Source organism: Macrococcus bovicus (assembly GCF_004359575.1).
In the GTDB taxonomy this organism is placed as follows: Bacteria; Bacillota; Bacilli; order Staphylococcales; family Staphylococcaceae; genus Macrococcus; species Macrococcus bovicus.
In genome coordinates this window covers 331032-352721 of the sequence record NZ_SCWF01000001.1, presented here as the reverse complement: position 1 = coordinate 352721, position 21690 = coordinate 331032, and the positions used below count along the sequence as shown (strand labels likewise).

The window sequence follows — 21690 nt, the reverse complement described above, 5'->3', positions numbered from 1 at the left end:
AAAAACAGGAGGAAACAAAATGGTAAATGCACAAGCAAAGACACCTAAGTCTTTTATCAATGTAAAGGATTTAGGATTCGCAGTTGTGGCAACTGACGAACTGACCGGTACTACTTACACTAACGTGACACAAACACGCGGTCTGCAGAAAATCAGTGTGGAAACCGGCGGGGAACTTAAAACGGCTTTTGCTGATGGATTGATTATTGAAGCGGGTAACACTGACGGAAGCGGTAAGATCGGAATGACGATGCATGCAATTCCGGCTGAAATCCGTAAAATCATCTTCAATGAGAAAGCAGATGAGAAAGGTATTATTTCGGAAGTGGCTGGCCAGCAGAATAACTATGTTGCTGTATGGTTCAAACGAGAGCGACGTGATGGTACTTATCAACTTATCGGACTCACTAAAGTCATGTTCTCTAATCCTAAACTTGAAGGTGAGACAGCTAAGGCTGACTGGGACTTCTCCAGCGAAGATACTGATGGCACAGCGATGCACCGTCAATCAGATCGCAAACGTAAAATCACATGGGACAGCGCGTCAGCTCTCGGAACTGAAGCAGACTTCTTTACAGAACTGCTTAAAGGCGCATACAAAGCAGCACCACCCACTCAAGTAATCTAATCAAATAAACAGGAGGAATGACAAATGGCAACTAACAAGTATCGTGTACTCACACCTTTTAAAGACGGCGAAGACAAGGATAAGGAATATCAAGCAGGTGACATCTACGCTCCATCTAAGCGCATCTCAAAAGATCGCTATGAAGCGTTGACATCAGTCAATAACTCGCTAGGCCGTCCAGTGCTTGCACTGGTCGAAGGTGACGGCGTTGAGAAGGAAGAAACACCAGAAGAAACTAAAGCAGCTACAACTGCAAAGAAATAACTGAAGCGGCCATCTGGTCGCTTTTCATTTTTATCTTGTCGACAACATAAAAAATACAATTCAAAGGGAGTAATCACTCATGTCAAAATTAAAACGTAACGTAATCTGGTTAGTTAAAGATGCAGAAAATAAAGAAACACCTGAACTGATTCCGTATATGACGCCTGGATTTATTCCATTCTCACTAATGTACGAAAGTGTAGACTTGATGGAAAAAATTGAAGATCCTAATAGTGGAATGAGTCAGAAACAGCAGGTTGATGAAATTATTGACCTTGTTATTAGAATCTTTAACCATCAGTTTAACCGCGACGATATTCTTCAACGTCTTCATTCGCCTGACGCAATCAACACATTAAAAGAACAAGTTCAGTTCGTGGCTCAAGGGTACCAGAGTGATGAAACAAAAAAGTACCTGGAGAGTCTGAACTAGAAGGAATAGAGATAACCTGGACAACATTAAAGAACGATATGGATGCCTATATGCTACATGCTGTGAAGAACGGTAAGGATGCAAATGAAATACTTGCTATGCCTTATCAGTACTTATTGCAGTTACTTGAGAATGAAGCTGAAGGCACATACCTGACAGATGAAGAACAGGATGCTCTACTCGCAGCATTATAAGCCTTGACCATTTTGTGGTTGAGGCTTTTTTTCGATATTTAAGGAAAGGAGGACATATATGGCAACAGAACAAATCAAGGGTTTATCGATTGGTCTCGACTTAAATGATATGGGGATAGATCGCACGTTGACAGAAATCCGCAGAAGCTTCCGGTCTTTATCAGGCGACATCAAGCTGGCATCGAATGAGTTGAAGTATGGCGAAAAATCAATGGATAGCTACAAGAATAATATCCGCACACTTGACAGTGCGATTAAGCTTCAGACGAAAAATGTCGAGGATCTGCGAGACAGATACAACCGACTAGCTGATGAACAGGGTGCCAACTCAAAAGCAGCTATTGCAGCACGCAATGAATTTAATAAGCAGCTGGATGTCTTGAATAAGACAAAACGCGAGCTGAATGGCGTTGTCGATGACTTCAAGGAATTTCAGAAAGCTGAACGTAAAGCCGCAGATGAAGCGCGTTATCTTGACACTCAACTAGGAAAAGCACAATCTGCAATGAAGAACATGGCGCCTAAGTTGACTGGCATCGGCGACGGTTTAAAAGATATCGGCCGACAAGCGACAATTGGCATGTCAGTGCCTTTGCTTGCAGGATTCGGTGCCGCGATAAAGACATCTGCAGATTTCGAATCACAGATGAGTCGTGTGGGTGCAATCGCGGGGACAACAAAAGGCGAGTTTGAACAGCTGAAGAAGCAAGCGATGGACTTAGGCGCATCAACATCCAAGAGTGCTTCAGAAGTCGCTGCCGGTATGGAGAACTTGGCGGCGATGGGCTTTAATGCCAAGGAGATCATGGGCGCGATGCCGGGTGTTATTTCCGCCTCTGAATCATCAGGAGCGGATATGGCACAGACGGCAGATGTCATGGCAGCAGCTATTAACGGATTTGGTCTCAAAGCTTCAGATGCGACTCACGTTGCGGACGTACTTGCTCAGACAGCGAATCAATCAGCAGCTGATATCAATGATATGCAGTATGCACTTAAGTACGCTGCAGGTCCAGCACATGCACTGAAGATACCACTTGAAGAGACTTCGGCTGCTATAGGTATTATGACAGATGCGGGTCTTGATGGTTCTAATGCAGGTACTGCATTACGTGGTTCTTTACTTTCTTTACTGGATCCATCAGAAGAAAATTCTAAGCGTATGAATAAGATGGGAATCGAATTAGAAGATTCAAATGGGAAGTTCGTTGGCATTAGCGGAGTTATCGGCCAATTTAAACAAAAGCTGGAAGGCATGACAGACAGTCAGAAAGCATCAACACTATCAGCGTTAGTTGGTAAGGAAGCGGTGTCGGGATTTATGACACTGATGGAAGCTGGACCGACAAAGATTGATAAGATGACAAAAGCTTTGAAAGAGTCAGATGGTGTATCGGCTGAAGCAGCAAAGAAAATGAAGAACAATCTTAAAGGGTCACTTGAAGAGTTAGGCGGTGCTGTAGAAACGGCCGGTATTAAGATTGGAGACTTACTCTCTCCGGCCATACGAGGAATCGCGGACGGGGTCAGTAAGGCAGTCAACGTGTTTAATGATCTGCCTAAGACGTTTCAGGTCGCTATAACTGTATTTGGATTATTAGCTGCTGCTATCGGGCCGATTGTCTTGGCCATCGGTACGATCATCTCAATCATGGGTACTGCTGCAGGTGTCATCGGTGGACTGTCTCCTGCACTAATGGGTCTGCTTGGCCCTATTGGTATTGCAGTCGGCGTCATCTCCGGACTCGGCATTGCCTTCACAATCGCTTATCAAAAAAGTGAGACCTTCCGGAATATTGTGACGGGGGCCATGACCGGCGTTATGAATGTATTCAGAACAGTAGGCGGCGTCATCAAAGGCGTGTTCCAGCTGTTCCAAGGAGACGGCTCAAAAGGCGTTATCACTCTATCTAAGTTCTTCCCTCCAGGATTAGTCGTCGGAATCACTCAGACGGTTGATATGATCAAAAGGAGTGTAATGTCTGCAGTGAAAGCAGTATCTGATTTTGCTGGTCAGATTGGACGACAGATTTCGACATTCTGGCAGAAGAATGGCACATCTATCGTTGGTGCGGTTCGGAATATAGGTAACGTCATCTCTATTGTTTTTCAGGCCATACTAGCGGTATTTCGTTTTGTCTGGCCGCTAGCCGCTGCCATTATCAAATCCGTGTGGGAAAATATTAAGGGTATAATCTCGGGTGGACTTCGAATCATTCAAGGATTAGTTAAGGTTTTCTCAGGCATTTTCACGGGTGACTTCAGAAAGATTTGGGAAGGTGTCAAAGATATATTCTTCGGCGCAATTCAGGTTATTTGGAATTGGGTACAATTGCAATTCATCGGTAAATTACTTAAAGGAATAGCTGGATTCGGAACAGTATTTAAAGGGCTGTTTAAATCAATATGGGCGTTTATAAAAGGAGTATTTAGCGGAACTATTAGTACAATCTATAGATCGTCAATGAACACCTTCACACTTTTCTTCAAAGGCACCACAAATATCTTTAATGGAATAGGTAGATTTCTGAAGACAACTTGGGAAAGCATGAGAACAAATGTGAGTAATGCAGCCACTCGTCTCAAAGATGGCGCGCTAGGACCATTTAAGACATTATGGCAAAACATTAAAACACTTGCTGGAAACATCGGTTCATCGGTTACTGGAATGAAGGAAAAAGTGGTTGGTGCAGCTAAAGATATGGCATCCGGATTAAAGCAACACGCTATTGGCGGTCTGAATAAGATGATTGATGGTGTAAATTGGGTCGGTAGAAAACTTGGCATGGGTGATCATCTTATTCCTCGTCTATCAACCGGTACCGGCGCCACTAAAAAAGACATGCTTGCTGTAGTTGGTGACCGTGGACCTGGTAACGGTGCAGGTGGCCATCAGCAAGAATTAATCAGATACCCAAACGGTCAGATTGAACTTACGCCAGCACAAGACACGCTCAGATTACTTCCTGCAGGTTCCACTGTATTTAATGGTGAACAAACGTTAGACATCATGAGAATGATGAATAGAAATAATACGGACCCAGGTGCAGGTGGTCCTTTAGATTGGTTTAAGCCAGTAGGAGATGCCATTTATTCAGGCATCAAAATCGGACAAGAATTTATAGGAAAAAGTTTTGTTAAGGGTGTAAGTAATTCCAACAAAGTTATTGGTAAGAAAAAAACAGCTCAAACATTGAGTGGTCTTGCTAAAGTCGGCGCGCCTGTTCAAGAAAAAGCTGGAGCGATAAGAGATACTGCAGTTGAAATTTTCGATATGATTAGAAATCCATCGAAATTAGTAGGATATGTTCTTAAGAAGTTCGGAGTCGACTTCAGTGGTATTAATGCGGTGCCTGGTAAAATCATGGGCGCTGGATTTAATCAGCTGAAAAAGGGGATGTTAAACACCTTTAAAAAATGGGATAACAAAAGTGCTGGTGCAGCAAGTGCGACTGCAGGCATCTTAGATCCTAATTTAATCACTTACTTTTTCGGACATACTGAAGCTTATACTCGGGAAACAGGACGCTGGTGGCATGAAGGGGTTGACTTCCCGTTTGTTTATCAGCCGCTGAAGACTCCTATGGGCGGTGTTCTCACACGTCAGCCTTTCATGGCAGGCGGATATGGTAACTGGGTCACAGTCGATAATGGTGGTACACGATTAATCTTCGGCCATTTAAGAGATTATGGACGTTCGCCAGCTTCAGGGACTCGAGTTAAACCAGGAGATACAATCGGGATATCTGGCGATTCTGGATTCTCTACCGGCCCTCACTTGCACTTTGGTGTTAAACAGAATGGTGTCGACATTAATCCATTACCATGGCTAAGAGCAGCTAAACCACGTGCACATGCGAACGGTGGTATGACGTTGAGCAATGGGTTCTTTGAGTTGAATGAGACTCATCCGGAATACATCGTACCAACGGATCCATCAAAGCGGACACAGGCGATGAAACTTTGGTCGTTAATTGGCCAGAAGCTAAGAAGTGGTAGAAGCTTACAGACAGATCAATTACCTAACCCGACCAGCCTCGGAGGGAATGATGCATTACTTGAAGCGACACTACAGCAGAATCAAATCCTGATGGATCAAGTAGATGTAATGATGCAAATGTTGCAGAAGCTTACAGGAATTGAAGCGAAGCCGGGATTGACAGATGATGATATTGGTCAGTCAAATGACCGATATAACCAACGACAACAATCGAAAAGAAGAGTTAAAACAGGGAGGTTGAACTACGGTGTTTAAGATTTATGATTTAAATTACAAGGAGGTCAGCCTTCCGGTTGACTCACTCGGCTACGGTATTAAAGCGCTTGACCTTGAACTAGGGCCAATTGAATATGAAACAATCTATACAAAAGGTGTGGGTGCTGATCAGTATCAGAAGAGGTACGCGAAAGATAGGAAAGTCTCTATTAATATCCTGTCTACTTCAAAGGACACAGAAGACTGGAGACTGAAGCGGGATGCGGTTTATAAGTTCTTCCGAAAACTTGGCCAATTTTATGTGGCGGAAAAGTATGAACCAAATAAATTGCTGAAGGTTATGGTGGATAGTGATTACAACTATGAGAGGCCTTTGATGACGTGGGGCCTTGCCTCCATCCCTCTCAAAGTCCTAGACACACCATTCAGACAATCGCTATATACATCTCTCACGCTTAATGATGAGGGTGCACAGTTTAACGGTAAGTGGCCAGTCGGCATGGGAACACTCAGTGATGCAGGTACCTGGAAGTATCGATTCACAAACGAACAGCCACGCTTTTTAAACATAGGCGACGAGCCTATCAAACTGATTAAGTACCCGGCCTATTATATACATGTCATAGTAGACGCAGATGCGCAGTACCTGGAAATATACGATGGCAAGAATACCTTTAGATACAATGACCCTGTTAAAGTAGGCAATCAGCTTGTTATTAAAGGCAGCACTGTCACGATTGCTGATAAAAATGTACTGGATAAAACCAACTTCACATTTTTAGAAGTGTCTGACGGCTGGAACAACTGGGAAGTAAGAGGCCCTGTGAAGTTTAGATTTTATGTAAGGATTAAATTTTTATACGACTAGGCAATCTGCCTAGTCGTATTTATTTAGGAGGATGAATAGATGACGATACCAAATGTAGGAACGGACTTAGGATCTGATTTTAGAAATATTATTAACTTATTGATTGATGTGGTAAACGGACAATCTAATGCCTTACAGACACTAGTAGCAGAAGGGCAGCTGACCGATGAACAATACAGTGATTTGCTGATATTGTTAAATGCACTTATTAAAAAAGGCGAAGTGACAGTTGCGGATATTAACACAAATTTAGGTAAGATCGGGCTTGAGCATTTAAGTGACGCAGTTATTAAAGCTATTGCTGGCACAGCACCAGTCAACGCAGTGCCGGCTGATAAATCAATCACGACGCTCAAACTTAACGACAAAGCTGTTACTGCGAGAAAAACCTCTTTTTTTAGTATCAGTACAAATAAATACAATAAGAATACAACACTTAGAGGTAAGTCAGTTGATGTTGATGGCACTATCATTGATGACACGACTAGATGGTTAAGTGATTTTATCGAGTTGGACGAATCAAAGATAATCAACTTTACTCGCGGTACTTATCGTATAGGAGTTTACACAAAAGATAAAGTGTGGATTACTCGTAGCGGCGTTACTGATTCATCGCAATACAACGCATCGTCTTATCCTGATGCGAGATGTGTCAGATTGTCAAACGCCTCACTACCTTATGACACGGTTATGGTCAATGCTGGGTCAGCACTGCTGCCGTATGAAGAGTTTTACGAAAAGTTAAAAAGCGAGAGCGCACCTCTCCTAAAGAAAAAAGATATTACTGATTTTAGCGTAACACCTAACGACGAAGTGCATTTCAAAAAGTCCGCTAATCTTTATAACCGGTATACTTTACAAAAAGACACATCAATGGACACAACAGGTGTCATCACAGCGGAGGTAGGTCGCTACCTGTCCGAAAAAATTGCTGTTAAATCTACCGATGTTGTCTACGCAAAAGTAGATAATATATTTAGATATTGTTTATACGATGCTGACAATAAACCTTTGACAAGTCGATTGACTAAAGTATCTGGTGTTGAAAAGCTGACTGATTTTTCCCCTTACACAAAAGCTGCCTATATGCTCGTCTCTCCAGTCGAAATTATGAAAGACACTATTATGCTAAACAAAGGGACTGCCCCTTTACCTTACGAAGATTACGGTTATACATTAATCAGCACCCCGCAATATCCGATTAAGATTGATAGTGCTATTGTACCTGTCGGAACTGGTACAGGTGGTACGTCAACAGGCACAGGTATCGCAGGCACACAGCAGATCAGTAAGACGGTCAGCGGTACTTATGCCACAACAGTTGTGACGGACGTTTATAGCACAACATCAATCAGCGAGGTTGATTATCTGACGCTATCAGCTAACAACGTCAATGCGGAAGTGATTATCACAAGTTACGATAAGACAGGTGCGTCACAGCCTTATGTAATCATTAATCCATCTGACAACAGCAAGCTACCTTTAACAATCGCTAACATCGTTAAATATGGCTTTGCGGATGTTGAGTTTTTGCAATACGATGACGGTGCGTCACAATATAAGTTATCGTTTAACGGCTTAAAGTTTAGTAATGGCTTTAAGGTACAAATTAAAAATGCTCATACTGCTAATATTAATATTACAGCACAGTTAGAGGGTCGATATTATGTATAAGGCACATGCTTTTTTAGGTAATTATGGCCAGGTCAATCCCTATCCCAATTATAATGCCATGATAAATCATGTAGACAGTCAACTTTTGCCAGTGGGATTTATCAAAGAAGAATTGGGCATGTCTCAAGACGGCGACTTTATGCTTTATGGCTACAAAAAGGCTAATGCTGGTAAGCCTTATCTATGGATTGACAGCAATATCCACGGGTCAGAGTGGTGGACTGTCTACTATTGTCTGGACTTCCTAAAAGGTGTGTGGGGTGGCGACTACTTTGACAAAAAGGTCGTCAATCTGATTAAGGATAATTACAGTGTTTACTTTATCCCGTCAGTCAACCCATGGGGCTATCACAACAACAAATATTACCAGAGTAGAGGGGTCAATCTTAATCGTAATTTTCCAACTGATTATTGGGAGGGCTATGTAGGAGACGCACAGTGGAAGGGCAACAACTACAAGGGCGAAGCACCAGCTAGTGAAGCTGAAACGAAGGCAGTTGTCGCAAAGTTTGATGAAATACTGCCTGCGGTTGCCATCAACTGCCACACAACGACTGGTGGAGCAAACGGGATTGACAGGAACTACCGATTTAAGCATTACAGCTTATTGAGTACAGACATGTTCGCAACGTTTAAGTTAACTATGCCGCAAGTCCCAACGATGGATTGGAACGGTCAATACAGTCCGCAGGCACAGGCATATTATGGCAGTAAGGTAAGCAAAGATGGACGTAATATTTTTACGACTATACTAGAGCATCAGTCAGATACCGACAAGTACAATACAGGGCTAACCTTTCTGTATATCATCGCGCTGACATTATTAAATCATATAAAAAGCGGTAAACTAAAGCTATCTGATACAAGTAGCATTTTAAAGCGAGGTGATTAAATGCCCCAACTTGTAGTCAAATCTTTAAACGGTGAAATATTTACAGCATCTGCTCAGGTCGAGCGTGTGAGAAGGATTAATGGAGAGCGAGAGTTATCGCTCTCTTTTTTATGTAACGAAATCAATAATGAGTTTCTTTCAGACATCGAAGCGTGCTGGAAAGTCAACTTTCAGGGCGATTGGTACCATCTCTTCAACATGAAGGAAGATAGGCACGGCAATAAATCATTTAATGCTGTCCTTGATTTCTACTTTAACTTTAATCAGATCTGGTACATGGACGAAGTCGAGAATAAATCGATGACGATTAGCGAAAGTATCGGCTCTTTATTTATTGGGACTGATTACATTCTGCAGATTGTCGATAACTTTTATGCTAATACCATGACGTATAGCAAACAGGAAAACTCGACACAACGCTTTATGTACTTCATCGAGCGGCACAAAGCTGAGTTTGTGATTCCTATTGGTACAAAGATAGTTCAGCTGAGAAATAGAATCGGCGTCCGGCGTTCTGACATTGTAATTCATGAGGACGACAATCTGATTAATTTAGACATCGACACTGACACTTCTTCGTTTTGTACGGCCATCGAGTGCTTTTATGACTTCATCAAAGTTGAGGGTTCAGACGAGCCACAGCCAAAGGGAGACTTCTTCTGGCGGAGTCCGATGGTCGAGAAATATGGAATGATACTTGGCGAACCTATTTATGATGAGCGCTACAAGAATATAGCGTCCGTCTCAGAGGCAGCGAGGTTAAAACAAGAGTCTACTTACAAGATGTCGTTTAGCGTCGACGCATCACTATTTGATACAGCGCTGAATGAGGGCGACGAAGTACGTCTGATTATTCCCTCAAAGGCCATTAACACATATATTCGTGTAGTGGATATCAATGAGAAATTTGACGAGGAAGGCGACCTCATAGAAGCGTCTTATACATTCGGAAACGAGAACATTGCAGCGCAGTATAGACAGCTGCAGTACGATGCGATTCAGGATATTCGCGACATCATGCAAGGTAAGAAACCTATTCCTTTTTCCGTCCTTCCACGTGCCGTAAAAGAAGCGACTGACATCATTAACGCCGGAGCTACAACACAATTTTATTACCGCAAAGATGGCATCTATGGCTACAATACTTCGAATCCTCAGGGCGTAACCAGGTACAACGCTAATGGTATTGGATTCAGTCAAGATGGTGGTCAGACTTTTGAAAACGCGATGACTTATCTCGGCATCGTGGCCACGGCCATTACATCCGGAACTATCAATACAAACAACGTTACCATCTATGGATCAGAGGGCTATAACCGGATTGAGATTACAGGCGACAAGTTAAAGGTGTGGGATAGTCGTGACCCTGACGTATATACAGAGATGACAAGAGGCGGCTTTAAGTCAAATAAAGGTGCCTTTGATTTAATTGGTTATGACGGACGGCAGGAATACTTTAACGGCGTGAGGCAGTATGATTTAGACCTGCAGATTCAGCAGTTTAACAATCCAGCCTATGTTGAGTTCACAGGACGTGACATGAGAACGACCGAAGTCGAATTTCAACGCGTCTACTGTGTTTGGACGACTTTTAGAAGTCAATACATTACTTTATCTGGCTCAGTAAGATTAGAGGGTTCAAGTACATCAAATAGTGGTCAGGCAGAAATTCGTATCTGGCACATGACAGAAGGTAAGGCGATGGCCACAGAACGCTATACAATTAATAAGTCATTTGATCCAGACGAGAACAATACTTTGTATTGGTCAATCAAAGTCGATTTGAAAGACTACTTTAGCAAGAATCCAGGATCTACACCTTATAAAGGTTATCCGGACAAACGATCAGTCAATTTATATGTCGAAATCAGAATGGTCAACAGAGTCAATACAGATGACAAGATGGCCATGCGAGTAAATAGGGGGTGGATGGATGGTTAATTTATATGACAGTCTAGTGGATGCGAATGGCTTTGAGATTAAGGGACGGACACGGCTCTTTATTGCAGCATCAGATATACAGTCAGATGGCACAATCAATACATTTAAAGCAGGCTCCAGCACGATCATTGACGTGTCAGGTCTGCTTTTTATTGTGGATGATTATCTAATTGAGCAGATCGACAAGGTGCGAGTGGATGGACGGACGCTCAAATTAAAAGATGGCCAAGTACTGGACGAGCCGCCAAAATCAGATACACAGCTGCAGATGGAAGAACTGCAAAGACAGATGCTTGCGCTGCAACAGCAACAAGCACTGGAAAGTGAAACGACTAACTAATAAAAGGGAGAGTGACACATGCCACTCGAAGATAAGGACACGATCATCAAAATATTTGAATCACTGGGCGAGATCAAAGGACAGCTGGCGAATCTAGACGTAGTGCGTGAAAGAGCAGATACTGCACACGAAAAAGCGAGTACAGCTATTGGTTTATCTGGCGAGAATAAGGAAGACATTGCGGAACTCAAAACGAAGCACGGCGTCACAGCTAAAGTTGCTCATGAGGCACGTGACATGGCCAACTATAATAACAAAAAACTAGCTGAAATATCCACAAATGTAAAGTGGTTTGCGGGTCTAAGTGTACCCGCCATCATTTCCATCGTACTGTGGATACTTAATCAGGTATTTAGTTAAGGACATCTTCGGGTGTCCTATTTAATTTGGAGGGAATCTAATGAAAATCAACTGGGCTATCAGATTTAAGAAGAAAACATTTCTTGTCGCATTGTTTAGTGCATTACTACTCTTTGCCAATCAAGTTGCCGGCATCCTGGGTTATGACATCTCTGAATACAGCAAATCTGCTGATGCATTGTTCACAACTGTACTTAACATCTTAGTGCTAATCGGTGTGGTGGATGACCCGACTGTTAAAGGGATGCTCACTGACTCAGATTTAAGCATGGAGAAGGTAGAGCCTACTGATCCAAATATGGACCTGACGATTAAAGGCGAGCAGGAAGTCACAGACGAATCACAAATTGAAGTGGATAATACGGACAATTTCGGAGGTGCAAAGTAATGAAAACATTCAATGAAGCTCTTACACGGTTAGAATGGTACGTTGGAAAGTATGTGGACTTTGATGGCGTCTATGGTCAGCAGTGTATGGACCTAGCTGTAGATTATGTCTACTGGCTATCAGGTATTCGCATGTGGGGAAACGCGAGAGACGCCTTTAACAATGACTTTAAAGGTCAATTTACGGTCCATCAGAATACACCGTCATTTCAGCAGCAGAGGGGTGACATTGCAGTATTTACACGCGGTCGCTTTGATAATCAGTATGGCCATATCGGACTGGTTTACACTGACGGGGATTTAAATGGTTGCATGATCCTGGAACAAAACTGGGATGGTCTTGCGAACAGTCCGGCAAAGTTACGCTGGGACGACTGCACGGGCATCAGCCACTTCATTCGTCCTAACTATGAAGAGCCTACTGTCAAAAGTGTTACGAGCGTTTTTAAGGCCAAAAAGCCGACTAGCTTATCCACCATCACGCCAGCATTCAACCGCGCTCAGAACCGTGGACGGTCGCTAACAGCCTATGTTAAAGGCTCTATTGATAGCAAAGGTGCTGAAGTACGAAAACGTCAAGGCAACAGATGGAGAGGCTTTAACTGGGACCGCAAAGCCGGATATGATTTAAACCCTGGCGATATCGTGTACATCTTCGAGGTGCATGATGGATGGGGTCGTATTTATACAGGAAAGACTTCTGGCCCAGGTAGTAATGACTGGATCTGGTTGGGCCGCATGAATGTGATTAAAGTCTATAAATAACTTCAAAGCCGTCTATCTCTTCGGAGGTAGGCGGCTTTTTTATTTGCTAAAAAGTGCGTGGTTGAGGGGATTTACATAGATACTAAAAAATATTTTAGTAAATTTAATAAAATCTATTGACTACTAAAATATAATTTAGTATATTATATACATAAGCAAGACGCATTAAGGAGAATGGTCATGAGAAAGCAAATTGAACAACTAATACAGGCATGGGACGACAACAAGGTTACAGGGTACAGAATCAGTCAGGCAACTGACATCAGCGAGCAACTACTTGGTAAGTATCGTAAGGACCACGAAGCAATTGGCAAGATGTCACTGAACAATGCTGAAAAACTAAAAAAATTCTGGGAGGAAATGAACATGATCACTTTAACTGCAATCGAAGAAGGTACAGTACAATCACAGGAGACGTTTAAGGACTTCGCAGCACTCAAACAGCACTTACTCACTACTGATTACTTTAGTTGGATTAATGACGACGAGCCGGACCGAGAGCTGCCAGACTTTAAAGATGTCAAGACGCTTGAAGAAGTACAGGCTATTCTTGATGAGTACGATTACAGCTGGTGGACGCTTACCACTGATAAAGTTAACGTATGGATTAAGTGGACAGGCAAAACAACTGACGGCCGTAAAGCCTATACTGCAGAGGCGCAGACATACAAGGATTTATATGCAGAGATTAATGACAAGTATGGTTACGGAAATATTATAGACGAAGAGTATGAGGACGCAGATCGTAGCAAGTGGACCGAAGAAGATTACAAAGAAGCAATTGAAGAGAGCAGAAGCGAAGCATACTATCACGATTTTGAAATTACAGTAGATTAAAAGATAGCCACCTTAAATGGGTGGCTTTTTACATAAACTTATAACAATCAACAGTTGTTTACATATATAATAACTTAAAGGGGAGATGAAGATGCGACTAAGTTACGATTACAATGATCTGATTCACGAGCTACACGCTGATGTTAAAGAGGGATTAATTGATGGTAATGGCACGATACGTGTTGAAAGAGGAGAGACTATTATAACCGGTCATAAGTCCTATGCACCAGTGATTGATTATTTTTATGACACTGACGACATTGAGCATCTGGAGGAAGTGGATCAAGAACGTATACAGACCATCAAAGTAAACGAACTGATGATTGAGATGTTAAAGATGAATGATATAATTTAAGCTACCTATCAAAAAGAGATAGGTAGCTTATTTAGTTTCTGATATAGTTGATTAAAAAGTGGAGGAGTCAATGAAAATATCTAAGTATGAGCAATGGCTAATTTTAGGTAGCTTATTGTATGTCATTTATTTCGGAAGTATATTGATTATCTGTTTTCCTGGTAAAGTAATTGAAATTGTAGCTGCAATGATTGGTTTATTAAGTGTTGTTTCAACGGGTTATGGTGCTTATCTTGGGGCAAAAATTGCTGGGGATAATGCAACAAAATTAATGAAAGAACAAGTAATAATGTCAGATTTAAACGCAAAAACTAATAAAAATTTAGAGTTTTTAAACGAATTTCAGGTATTTACAAAAAATCCACTTTTAAATGTAAATCCCTCTGACAATTTTCTTGGAAAAAAATTAATGTCATATGAGTTCTTTATGAGAGAAAATGTAAATTTAAATTCAAGATTGATTGAACTTAATAGTAAAGACTATGACGTTTCTTCAATTATTAAGTTTCCATTTGAATCTTGGTTAAAAATTTCTAATACGATTTATAATCAAATTAGTAGAATAGATAAAATGATTCCGATTATATTAAGTAATTACATTTTGCAAAAGGAAAAAATAAATAAAGAATTATATATCATTGAGACCGCTGAATTAAGCTTGTCTAACTTGACTTTAGCTATGGAAGAAAATAAAGTACTAGAATTTAGATACCATATCCTGTATAAACCAAAAAAACCTTTTGACTTAAAAAGGTATTACAATAGAGATTGTATAATAAACATTGATTCTAAGGATTTATATAATCATTACGAAAATGAGTTGTATAATGTAATAAAAGAATATTTGAAGTTATTGGTAATATTCTTAAAACATTATGAAAAAATGAAGTTTAAAGAACCTACTGACTTAATTAAGTATAGTTCTGAGTACTACTCGTTATAACTTCCTAAATAGGTCTATTTGACTTATAACTCTATCTTCTTTATCATTAGTAACTGTGTTTCCGGAGCGTTTGGTCAAGTTACAGACAAGAAACGCTCAAAACCGCGTCCTGACTGGGCTGAAATCGCCCTCCCAGGACGCTAACAAAAGGAAATGTGAAACTTCACATTTCCTTTTTTATTTGTCTACTGACAGCATTTCGTATAAACTTTAGATATTATTAAAAAACAGACAGGGGCAGAATGATGAATAAATATGATGAACAGATTATTGTGGTTGATCGCGAATCTATATTTAGCCACGAAAAAAATGCCTTTAATGGTTTTATTACGATAGAAGATCAGCGTGCACTTGAGATCTTTGAGACGTTATCAAAATATGAAGTCAGACGTCGCGGGGATATGGAGGAAACGCCTGAATATAAACAGCTTATCTCTTATTGTGTTCTCGAGAATGAAGAAGGCGAGATCTTGGTCTACAAGCGTCTGACAGGCGGAGGAGAGGAACGTCTGCACGGCTTAAGCTCTATCGGTGTTGGCGGGCATATGAATCAGCTGGCAGGCGACGACATTGAACGCATCCTGATTGAAAATGCCCGGCGTGAACTCGAAGAAGAAGTAGGGCTTACGGATATTCCGGACAGCGATCTTGAACTGATCGGGCTCATCAATGATGACGGTCATGAGGTAGGACGTGTCCATATCGGTCTTGTCTTCAAAATCTGTGTCAATCGCGCTGATGTGCGAGCGGTTGAAACGGACACACTTTCTATTCAATGGGTGGATAAAAATAGATTGATGGATGTCCCGGCATATGAAACATGGAGCCGCCTCATTATTGAAGCAATGTACACGCCAGGCCATTAATGACTGACATCATTCCTTTTCCGGGTCTGCCGGACAAACTGAATCGTCAGCTGCAGACATTTCTGGCACAAGAAGAATTTGAGCAGGCCTATGATACAATCACTGAACTGGAGCGCCATGTAGAACTGAATCATCGCCAGCAGCTGCAGAAGCTGGAGGTTCTCTATGCCCTTGAGTCCTTTCTGGAACTGCGCGAAGAAGCGAGCATCCTGCTGAATATGGGCCATCCGAGCTATGAAGTGACCGTCTATTATTTCCTGCTCAGTCTCTATGAGCTGGGCCAGTACCAGACAGTGATTGAACTGATTGATTCTCTGCGTACAGAAGAAGTGGATCATCGACTGAAAATGAAGCTTCTGCCACTCTATGACCAGGCCCGACATCGTAAAAATATGCGTGACCGTCAGACGGCGGATGAACTCTCAGATTTCACGGACTGGACTGCGGCGCGTCAGGTACATTTTATTCATCAGCTGATAGCGGATGAAAATATGACCTATAGCGGGACTTTCCTTGAACTTCTGAAATCACCGCTGCACCCTGTTGTCCAGACCGCCCTTATCCAATATATCCGGCTGGCCGGTGAAAGAGAGATCATTCACTTGAGCAAACTTGAGACGACTGTCTCATTCCTGTCGTCTGAAGTCGTGCCGCTTGAGCGCTATTTTCTTATGCAGGATGTTCTGCCGCTTGTCAGAGAGTGGTTTGAGTCCAATATGCCGGATATGATACCAGCCATTGACTCATGGCTGGAGCGCCAGGCACTGGTTCTTTATCCGCTGAACTTCACTAGCGGGGAGCAGATGATCGAGACGGAGGTCATCGCAGACTGCTATATTCATTTCGCTCTCTCGATGTTCCAGCTGGCGGACATCTACCCGCTCGTCCAGACAGAGGAGCATGCCCGGGTGCTGGCCCTGATCGATGAGGCAGTGAAATATGAACTTTAAGACTTAGTATTGTTGTACAACACTAAGATTATGCTATAATAAATGAGTTGAAAAAATTCTGGAGGTTATCACACATGACAGCAAAATGGGAAAAACAAGAAGGGAATGTAGGCGTCTTAACGGTTACAGTTCCTGCTGAAGAAGTAAAATCAGGATTAGATAAAGCATTCAAAAAAGTAGTTAAGCAAGTTAATGTACCAGGTTTCCGTAAAGGTAAAATGCCTCGTCCATTATTTGAACAACGCTTTGGCGTAGAATCTTTATATCAGGATGCACTTGACTTCATCTTACCGGATGCATATGCAAACGCAGTAGAAGAAGCAGGTATCAATCCGGTCGATCGTCCTGAAATCGATATCGAACAAATGGAAAAAGACAAAGAACTGATCTTCACAGCTAAAGTGACAGTAGAACCAGAAGTTAAGCTGGGAGACTACAAAGGTCTTGAAGTTGAAGCACAGGATACTGAATTATCAGATGAAGAATTCCAAAGCGCTTTAGATGCTGAACTTTCTCGTAAAGCTGAATTAACAGTTAAAGAAGACGGTGAAGTTGCTGAAGGTGATGTTGTTAACTTAGACTTCGATGGCTATGTCAACGATGAACAGTTCGAAGGCGGTAAAGCTGAAGGTTACGATCTTGAAATCGGTTCAGGTCAGTTCATCCCAGGTTTCGAAGAACAGTTAGTCGGCACTAAAGTCGGTGAAGAAAAAGATGTGAACGTAAAATTCCCTGAAGAATACCACGCTGAAGAATTAGCGGGTAAAGATGCAGTATTCAAAGTAAAAATCAACGAAATCAAGACGAAGGAAGTTCCTGAGCTTGATGACGAGTTAGCGAAAGAATTAGATGCATCAGCTGAATCAGCAGATGCATACAAAGAGAAATTCCGTAGCGACTTAGCTGAACAGAAGAAAGTTCAGGCTGAAAATATGCTGAAAGAAGAGCTTATCAACTTAGCGACAGACAACGCTGAAATCGATATCCCACAAGCAATGATCGACACTGAACTGGGTCGTATGATGCAGGAATTCGAACAACGTATCGCACAGCAAGGTCTGAACTTAGACCTTTACTACCAGTTCTCAGGTCAGACTGAAGAACAGTTGAAAGAAAGCATGTCAGAAGATGCGGCGAAACGTGTGAAAACAAACTTGACGCTTGCAGCTATCGCTAACGCTGAAAACATCGAAATCTCAGATGAAGATGTTGAAGCAGAACTCACTAAAATGAGCGAACAGTTCGGTTTATCAGTAGAAGATATCCGTGCTGCTTTAGGTAACGCTGAAGTATTAAAAGATGATCTTCGCATCCAAAAAGCAATCGACGTATTAGTAGCAGAATCAAAAACAAAATAAGGTTCTGACAACCATAATAACGGAAGAGAATCTGTAGCTTTTACTACAGATTCTCTTTCAGTTTAATCATTTGCATTCGCTCAGACACTTTAGTATATTTTTGATTAAGATAGGGGTGTAGAAATGTTTAAATTTGATGAAGATGAAAACAATTTAAAATGTTCGTTCTGCGGCAAAGACCAGGATCAGGTCAAGAAACTAGTCGCAGGCAGCGGCGTTTATATATGTAATGAATGTATCGAGCTCTGCTCAGAAATCGTAGAAGAAGAACTGCGGACGACTGAGACAGAGGAACTCACAGAAGTGCCTAAACCTAAAGAGATGCTTGCACTGCTCGATGAATATGTCATCGGTCAGACAAAAGCCAAGAAAGCCCTTGCGGTAGCGGTCTATAACCACTACAAGCGTATTGTTCAGCCGGCAGCATCAGAAGAAGATAGTGTCGAACTGCAGAAAAGTAACATCGCACTTATCGGTCCGACGGGTAGCGGTAAGACGCTACTTGCGCAGACGCTTGCCCGTTCACTGAACGTGCCGTTTGCGATTGCAGATGCAACGAGTCTGACTGAAGCAGGCTATGTAGGTGAAGATGTAGAGAATATCCTGCTGCGTCTGATCCAGGCTGCTGACTTCGATATCGAGCGCGCTGAAAAAGGGATTATCTATGTCGATGAGATTGATAAGATTGCCCGTAAATCAGAGAATACTTCGATTACACGGGACGTTTCGGGTGAAGGTGTACAGCAGGCGCTCTTAAAGATTCTTGAAGGCACTGTTGCTTCAGTGCCGCCTCAAGGTGGACGTAAACATCCTAACCAGGAGTTCATTCAGATTGATACGACGAATATTCTTTTCATTCTGGGTGGTGCTTTTGACGGTATCGATGAAGTCATCAAACGCCGTCTCGGTGAGAAAGTCATCGGTTTCACGGGTACCAAGGACCGTGATTTTGATGAATCGACACTGCTGTCACAGATCAAGCCTGAGGATTTACAGGCCTATGGTCTGATTCCTGAATTTATCGGCCGTATTCCAGTGGTCGCTAATCTAGAGCAGCTGGATGTAGACGCACTGAAAAACATCCTGACTCAGCCGAAGAACGCATTAGTCAAGCAGTTCAGAAAGATGCTTGAACTGGACGGTGTGGAGCTGGAATTCACGGATGAGGCGTTAACAGCGATCAGTGAACTGGCGATTGAACGTAAAACAGGGGCTCGCGGTCTGCGCTCTATTATTGAGGAGAGCATGATGGATATTATGTTTGATATCCCATCAGAAGACAAGGTGAAGAAAGTGGTCATCACTGAAGAGACAATCCGTGAATCAGTGGGACCTGAACTCTATGACGAGAACAGCGAACGTATTAAAACAGCTTAATGGACAAGCCTCATGGGTTAAGACCTGTGGGGCTTTTTTGAAGGAGGAGCAATATGAATATCAATCCAAATAATGTGGAGATTCTGATCAGTGCTGTCAGGCCGGAACAGTATCCTGATACCGGCCTTAAGGAAATCGCACTTGCCGGTCGTTCCAATGTCGGTAAGTCATCATTCATCAATACGATGATCAACCGGAAAAGTATGGCGAGAATTTCCTCGAAGCCCGGCAAGACGCAGACCCTGAACTTCTTTAACATCGATGAGCAGCTGGTGTTTGTCGATGTGCCGGGATACGGCTATGCCAAAGTCTCGAAGACTGAGCGGGAACGCTGGGGTAAGATGATTGAAACCTATTTAACGACACGCGAAAATCTGGCAGCAGTCATCCAGCTTGTCGATATCCGCCATGAACCCTCGCAGGATGACGTACTGATGTATGACTTTCTGAAGCATTACGATATACCGACGATTATCATCGCGACAAAGGAAGATAAGATTCCAAAAGGGAAAATCCAGAAGCATCTGAAAATCATCAGACAGGCCTTGGAGATCGATCAGAACGATACATTGATCAGCTACTCCTCATTATCTAAGGAAAAGAACCCGGTCATCTGGCAGGCCATTGAACGTTATTTATAAACACATCCTGTTACAGCGGGGCGAGTTAGTGCTATAATAGGAGTAATGGCTATATTGGGGGCGACAGAAATGCATATTGTTGTGGTGAGTGTCAATCACAGAACAGCAGACGTCAGCTTACGGGAACAGCTGACTTTTTCAGAAATGAATATTGAACAGGCACATTCAGCACTGATTAATCAGAAATCAGTACTGGAGGGTGTCATCGTATCGACTTGCAACCGGACAGAAGTCTATGCAGTGGTCGATCAGATTCATACAGGACGTTACTATGTGAAAGCATTCCTTGCTGAGTGGTTTGATGTGTCTATGGAGACCGTCAAAAGTGTGACAAGTGTTAAAGTTGATGATGAAGCAGTGAGACATTTATATAGAGTGACAGCTGGCCTTGATTCGATCGTCTTAGGTGAGACACAGATTCTCGGGCAGATCCGTGACAGTTTCCTCCTGGCACAGAGTGAAGGAACGACGGGCACTATTTTTAATAAGCTGTTTAAAGAAGCGGTTACTCTGGCAAAACGTGCGCATTCTGAAACAGATATCTCTTCCAAGGCGGTCTCAGTTTCGTATGCGGCAGTTGAACTGTCGAAGAAAATACTGGGTTCTCTGCAAGGCAAACGCATTCTGATTATCGGTGCGGGTGAGATGGCAGAGCTTGCGCTTGAAAATCTGGCGGGCAGCGGTGCCAAGGATATCACCGTGATGAACCGGACGGTAGAAAAAGCAGAAACATTAGCAGGCCGTTTCGGTGGCAGACATCTGCTGATGGAAGAACTTCAGTGTGCACTTCTTGAGAATGATATCGTTATCTCTTCGACAAGTGCACGTGATTATATTATTACAGCGGACATGATGGCTCACGTCATGAATTTACGTCCTGCTCATCCGCTGGTGCTGATAGATATCGCTGTACCCCGTGATATTGATCCGGCAGTCGGCGAACTGGACCTTGTCTTCAACTATGATGTCGATGACTTGAAAGGTCTGGTTGATGCCAATCTCGCTGAACGTGAAAAAGCCGCTGATAAGATCACAGGTATGATAGAGACAGCAATCATCCAGTTCCTTGACTGGGTCAATATGCTCGGCGTGGTTCCGGTCATCACTGCATTGCGTGAGAAAGCACTGCGCATCCAGGAGACGACGATGGACAGCATCGACCGTAAGATGCCGGACTTGTCTGAACGTGACCGCAAAGTGATTTCCAAGCATATGAAGAGTATCATCAATCAGATGCTGAAAGATCCGATTCAGCAGGCGAAGGAACTGAGCGGTAGTGCCAATCGCGAAGAGCAGCTGCAGTTTTTCCAGGAAATCTTCAACATTACAAACGAAGTAGAAACACATAGACGCTTAGACAGTAAACCGATGCAAGGACAGCTGGAACCAGGAAATGGGTGA

At 42.5% G+C, this 21690-nt stretch carries 22 protein-coding genes; all 22 read left to right on the top strand.

What is annotated here, in order from left to right:
* The first annotated feature begins 19 nt into the window (after positions 1 to 19).
* Positions 20 to 628, top strand: coding sequence for a major tail protein (locus ERX55_RS01985; RefSeq protein WP_133450900.1), 609 nt, complete (start codon positions 20 to 22; stop codon positions 626 to 628).
* A 24-nt stretch (positions 629 to 652) separates the two neighbouring features.
* Entirely contained in the window at positions 653 to 892 is a 240-nt protein-coding gene (locus ERX55_RS01980) for a hypothetical protein (RefSeq protein WP_133450899.1), read from the top strand.
* A gap of 79 nt (positions 893 to 971) precedes the next feature.
* The gene (gene gpG / locus ERX55_RS01975; RefSeq protein ID WP_133450898.1) at positions 972 to 1325 is read left to right on the top strand and encodes a phage tail assembly chaperone G; all 354 of its coding nucleotides are present in this window, start codon (positions 972 to 974) and stop codon (positions 1323 to 1325) included.
* A 50-nt stretch (positions 1326 to 1375) separates the two neighbouring features.
* Positions 1376 to 1519: a phage tail assembly chaperone GT gene (gene gpGT / locus ERX55_RS11375; RefSeq protein ID WP_165983675.1), complete on the top strand. Its 144-nt coding sequence runs from the start codon at positions 1376 to 1378 to the stop codon at positions 1517 to 1519.
* Between the two features lie 58 nt (positions 1520 to 1577).
* A complete protein-coding gene (locus ERX55_RS01970) occupies positions 1578 to 5774 on the top strand; it encodes a phage tail tape measure protein (RefSeq protein ID WP_133450897.1) in 4197 nt (1398 codons plus the stop codon).
* A complete protein-coding gene (locus ERX55_RS01965) occupies positions 5767 to 6603 on the top strand; it encodes a phage tail domain-containing protein (protein ID WP_133450896.1) in 837 nt (278 codons plus the stop codon). Before ERX55_RS01970 ends, ERX55_RS01965 begins: the two co-directional genes overlap by 8 nt.
* A 39-nt stretch (positions 6604 to 6642) precedes the next feature.
* Complete coding sequence (locus ERX55_RS01960; RefSeq protein ID WP_133450895.1) at positions 6643 to 8277, top strand: hypothetical protein; 1635 nt, start codon at positions 6643 to 6645, stop codon at positions 8275 to 8277.
* A complete protein-coding gene (locus ERX55_RS01955; protein ID WP_133450894.1) occupies positions 8270 to 9169 on the top strand; it encodes a M14 family metallopeptidase in 900 nt (299 codons plus the stop codon). The genes ERX55_RS01960 and ERX55_RS01955 overlap by 8 nt, the downstream gene beginning before the upstream one ends.
* A complete protein-coding gene (locus ERX55_RS01950; RefSeq protein WP_133450893.1) occupies positions 9170 to 11110 on the top strand; it encodes a phage tail protein in 1941 nt (646 codons plus the stop codon).
* Positions 11103 to 11450 (top strand): hypothetical protein, encoded by a 348-nt coding sequence (locus ERX55_RS01945; RefSeq protein ID WP_133450892.1) that lies wholly within the window; start codon positions 11103 to 11105, stop codon positions 11448 to 11450. Before ERX55_RS01950 ends, ERX55_RS01945 begins: the two co-directional genes overlap by 8 nt.
* A gap of 18 nt (positions 11451 to 11468) precedes the next feature.
* Complete coding sequence (locus ERX55_RS01940) at positions 11469 to 11810, top strand: hypothetical protein (protein ID WP_133450891.1); 342 nt, start codon at positions 11469 to 11471, stop codon at positions 11808 to 11810.
* Between the two features lie 40 nt (positions 11811 to 11850).
* Positions 11851 to 12198 carry a phage holin gene (locus ERX55_RS01935; RefSeq protein WP_133450890.1) on the top strand — a complete coding sequence of 116 codons (348 nt, stop codon included), beginning with the start codon at positions 11851 to 11853 and terminating at the stop codon, positions 12196 to 12198.
* Complete coding sequence (locus ERX55_RS01930; protein ID WP_133450889.1) at positions 12198 to 12962, top strand: CHAP domain-containing protein; 765 nt, start codon at positions 12198 to 12200, stop codon at positions 12960 to 12962. The genes ERX55_RS01935 and ERX55_RS01930 overlap by 1 nt, the downstream gene beginning before the upstream one ends.
* Positions 12963 to 13142: 180 nt before the next feature.
* On the top strand, positions 13143 to 13799 hold the full coding sequence (locus ERX55_RS01925) for a hypothetical protein (RefSeq protein ID WP_133450888.1): 657 nt from the start codon (positions 13143 to 13145) through the stop codon (positions 13797 to 13799).
* Positions 13800 to 13890: 91 nt separating this feature from the next.
* Positions 13891 to 14154 carry a hypothetical protein gene (locus ERX55_RS01920; RefSeq protein WP_133450887.1) on the top strand — a complete coding sequence of 88 codons (264 nt, stop codon included), beginning with the start codon at positions 13891 to 13893 and terminating at the stop codon, positions 14152 to 14154.
* Between the two features lie 70 nt (positions 14155 to 14224).
* Positions 14225 to 15097, top strand: a complete 873-nt coding sequence (locus ERX55_RS01915; protein ID WP_133450886.1) for a hypothetical protein — start codon at positions 14225 to 14227, stop codon at positions 15095 to 15097.
* Between the two features lie 245 nt (positions 15098 to 15342).
* Positions 15343 to 15963 carry an NUDIX domain-containing protein gene (locus ERX55_RS01910; RefSeq protein ID WP_133450885.1) on the top strand — a complete coding sequence of 207 codons (621 nt, stop codon included), beginning with the start codon at positions 15343 to 15345 and terminating at the stop codon, positions 15961 to 15963.
* The gene (locus ERX55_RS01905; RefSeq protein ID WP_133450884.1) at positions 15963 to 16913 is read left to right on the top strand and encodes a hypothetical protein; all 951 of its coding nucleotides are present in this window, start codon (positions 15963 to 15965) and stop codon (positions 16911 to 16913) included. Before ERX55_RS01910 ends, ERX55_RS01905 begins: the two co-directional genes overlap by 1 nt.
* 74 nt (positions 16914 to 16987) lie before the next feature.
* On the top strand, positions 16988 to 18271 hold the full coding sequence (gene tig, locus ERX55_RS01900; RefSeq protein ID WP_133450883.1) for a trigger factor: 1284 nt from the start codon (positions 16988 to 16990) through the stop codon (positions 18269 to 18271).
* Between the two features lie 123 nt (positions 18272 to 18394).
* Positions 18395 to 19648: an ATP-dependent Clp protease ATP-binding subunit ClpX gene (clpX, locus tag ERX55_RS01895; protein ID WP_133450882.1), complete on the top strand. Its 1254-nt coding sequence runs from the start codon at positions 18395 to 18397 to the stop codon at positions 19646 to 19648.
* Positions 19649 to 19701: 53 nt separating this feature from the next.
* The gene (gene yihA / locus ERX55_RS01890) at positions 19702 to 20289 is read left to right on the top strand and encodes a ribosome biogenesis GTP-binding protein YihA/YsxC (protein ID WP_133450881.1); all 588 of its coding nucleotides are present in this window, start codon (positions 19702 to 19704) and stop codon (positions 20287 to 20289) included.
* Positions 20290 to 20358: 69 nt separating this feature from the next.
* Positions 20359 to 21690 carry a glutamyl-tRNA reductase gene (hemA, locus tag ERX55_RS01885; RefSeq protein WP_133450880.1) on the top strand — a complete coding sequence of 444 codons (1332 nt, stop codon included), beginning with the start codon at positions 20359 to 20361 and terminating at the stop codon, positions 21688 to 21690.